Annotated in this window: 3 protein-coding genes; all 3 read right to left on the bottom strand. The window is 60.2% G+C overall.

The annotated features are described in order from the left end of the window. The coding region (locus KBC96_15520) for a DUF3160 domain-containing protein (GenBank protein MBP6965803.1) at positions 1-2,236 on the bottom strand (2,236 nt) is incomplete at its 3' end. Further along, entirely contained in the window at positions 2,233-2,973 is a 741-nt protein-coding gene (locus tag KBC96_15515) for a hypothetical protein (protein ID MBP6965802.1), read from the bottom strand. The genes KBC96_15520 and KBC96_15515, both read right to left, overlap by 4 nt. Positions 2,974-3,034: 61 nt before the next feature. After that, positions 3,035-3,301, bottom strand: a 267-nt coding sequence (locus tag KBC96_15510) for a hypothetical protein (protein ID MBP6965801.1), incomplete at its 5' end; no start/stop codon positions are given.

Genomic DNA, 3,301 nt, shown 5'->3' with positions numbered 1-3,301 from the left:
CAGGCACGTTTCTGGGAAGAGGTATCTCCTTTGTATTGCCGGGCAGGAAGCTCTTGATCCAGTCCGGTGGCGGCGGAGCCTTCTTCTCCTTCAGCATCTTCTGCCACTTCTCGTCGGTGAGGCGGTCGGCCGACGGATGGACGAACTCGTAGTACGAGAACATCGCGCCGCGCGTCAGATAGAGCTTGCCCTCGATCGGCACGACGACGAAGATCTCATTGGCGTGGCCTACACCCTCTTCCAGGCAACTGCGCTGACTCGTGTGAACATCGGCGATGACTGCCATGTTCTTGTCGGTCTCGCTCGTGATCGAGTACCAGTCCGACGGCTGACCCTCCATGACCGACAAGGTGAGTCTCTCCAACTCCGCACCGTAGATCTTGATGCGGTAGTATTCCTCCTCGGTGAGGGCCTTGTTGGTCAGTTCCTTCACGGAGACGTCACGCAGGAAGGTGAGCAGGTTCTCGAAGTCGGTGAACTTCGCAGCGATCTCGTCGGTCACCAGATTGCGGGTCTTCAGGCCTGCCCGCGACGCCCTCGTGAGCCAGATGAGCCTGTTGTAGAACTCGACGTTAGGCTCGACGTACCCTTTCGGCATCGGCCTGTCGTCGCCGTCGCCGCCCAACTCCGCCCCGCTCTGCTTGCCATAGAGGATCGTATCGTGCCGAAGCTCGGCCCAGCTTGCGAGGGCGGTGTAGAGGCTCTTGTCCTGCCACGCCTGCCCCGCCATGAACGAAGGATAGCCCTTGCCGAACGGATCGAGCAGCGAATCAAGCGTCCAGAGCCATCCCCAGTACAGGTTTGAGCGCCACACGCTCCCGGGGGTCTCGTCGAACCTCTCCCGGAGTTCGATGCGCCGGGGCAGATACTTGTCCCAATGCGTCGGCTCCTTGTAGAAGTTGTCGAGGATGTCCGCCGCGCGGTCAGAACCGAGCACGGCCAGGACGTCGAGTCCGCGGGGGAACGGGCGCTTGGGCCAATAGGAGAGCTTCTGCAGGATCTCGCTGTCCGCGATGTAACGCTGGCCCATGAACTTGAACTGCCGGCCGAGCGGCATCTTGCCGACGCTTCGACGGATATCGAACAGCCGAACGTCTATCTGCGGATACGGCAGTTTCATCAGCTCATCGTAGACCTGCTTCAGTTTCGCCTTGTCCTGGAGTTTCGCATAGGTCACGTTGGGACCGTAGACCGTGTCCATTACGGACTTGTACTGGTACGGCGTCAGATCGTCCGCCTTGCCGACGTAGAAGGCGGTCGGCTCGTATATTCGGTCCCACGCCTCGACAGCGGGCTTCCCGTCAACCTTGGTCTCGTACAACATCTTTGTGATCAGCAGCGCCTGGCGAATCTGAGGCCACGCGGGCTCGCCGATAAACTCTCCGGTCTCATGGTTCGCAGTGCGCACCGGCCAGATGACCGGGAAGGGCATGAAACCGTACCACATCATCGAGCGGAAGTACTTCTTCAACTTGTCGCTTCGGGTGTAGTGGCCGCGCGGGATGAACTGCGAGTAGTCCGGCTGCCACGGAAACAGCGCGGAGTCGGTGCGGCCCGGCGCCTCTGCGATGAGGTCGAGTTCCTTAGCGAGTATCTGCCGCTGGCCCGGAGCGGGAAGCTTGACGGTCTGCCCCATGAGCTTCGCGGTAACAGCGAAGTAGACCTGATTGTCGGAAGCCGCCTTCTTCCAATCGGGGTCGCTCATCTTCACGGCGACGGTAGCACTCTCCCGCAGGAGCGCCGATGTCAGATCGTCGAGGACGGCATACAACTTCGAGGTCTCGACGCTTCGCAGGGTGAAATCGTAGAAGATGTGGTAGACCTGCAGAACGCTGTCAGTCGTGACGAAGCTCGGCAGGTTGTCGTACTCGTTCTTCTCGTAGACGAAGAAGAGCTGCTGCTCATCGGTCGGACGCGCGACAAATGCGTTCTTCGCGAGCAGGGCTTTGTGTTCAGGGGCGAATTTGCCGAACTCCTTGAGATTGACCACGTTGCCGAGATCCGCATTCACAGTGTACGGAGCGACGGCGGCCTTCACAGTAACCGGAGAGTAGGCAACGTCGAACCCTTTGGCGGGCGCCTTCACGATCTGCGCGATTGGGATGGCGGACGGCGGCTTGTCGAGAACGAGCGATCCGGCCTCCTGCCGTCCCCTGAAGTAGAACACCGCGAAGGCAGTCACGCACACTCCCACCATCAGCAGAGCGAGCAGTAGATACCTGTACTTCTTTTTCATCGAAGCGCCTCCCTCGACTGCAAGATGTTGTTGCTCCAGACATACTCGCGAACCGACGAGCCTGCCCGCACGCGTATCGCGTCATCCTCGGTGACCTGAAGATCGGAAAGAGATGCGGCCCTCGCGCCCGCCCATTCGCCTGTCAACCCGAAGCCGTCCCAACGGTAGACCGAGAGTTCGCATGCACGGTCCTTAGTCTTCTCGACTGCGACAACTCGAACGCCGTTTCCGAGATCGGCAAGTACGAAATCCGTGAACGGGCGGGAGAGCCTCGATCCGAGCCACTTCGGGTACATCGCCTTGCCATCCCAACCGTAGACGAAGGGCCTGTTCGCCATCACCGGATGGAAATGCGCCTTCTTGTAGACACCCACCATGAGGTCGTCGGTCCCGTCGCCGTCCACGTCGCCGATCCGGATTTTCCACGGCTTCAGGGACTGCGAGATGCCGCTCCAGATCTCGTGCAGACCGTCTGAGCGAATGTCGTACAGCGTCACGGATTCATCAGCATCCGTCAGCACCGTGAGGCATCGCTTGCCATTGAAGTCGGACAGTAGAATCTGCTTGACGCGCACCGCGTCGAGCCGCACGATCGGTCTCCCGACGACCTCGACCTCCGAGTAGCCCGGATAGATGCGCGCTGAAGCAGTAAGGCCGCCCAGCGACGACGTCAGAACCTCCGGTCGCGCGGGCGGCCTGGAACAACCCGCGATCAGCGAGACGATAAGAAGAAGCATAGGTAACCTGCAGGCAATAGGCATGTAACCATAACGTGATACGACAGCGCGGATCGCTCTGTTACAGGCTCTGCGGAGGTTTCTTCCCGGTGATCAGGGTGAAGTCTCCCAGTGGCCTGCTGCCGATCTCCTCGAAGCCGGCCGCGCGCAGGAAACCTATCATCTGGTCCTCAGTATAGGCGCCCATTCGCATATTGAAGAGTGCGGCAGCCAGAGGCCCGTCCTTCTCGGGATGGAGGATGAAGTCACGAACGACCAGGCAGCCTCCGGGCACGAGAGCATCGTAAGCCTTGGGCGGAATCATATCACCCCGCTCACCGTGCATCAT

It is taken from the genome of Armatimonadota bacterium (genome assembly GCA_017993055.1).
Taxonomy (GTDB): domain Bacteria; phylum Armatimonadota; class UBA5829; order DTJY01; family DTJY01; genus JAGONM01.
The sequence above is the reverse complement of the archived record's forward strand: the minus strand, read 5'-3'. Positions and strand labels throughout refer to the sequence as shown.

Excerpts from the sequence above, each read along its gene's own strand:
- KBC96_15515 (MBP6965802.1), bottom strand. The coding sequence starts at position 2,973 with ATGCTTCTTCTTATCGTCTCGCTGATCGCGGGTTGTTCCAGGCCGCCC.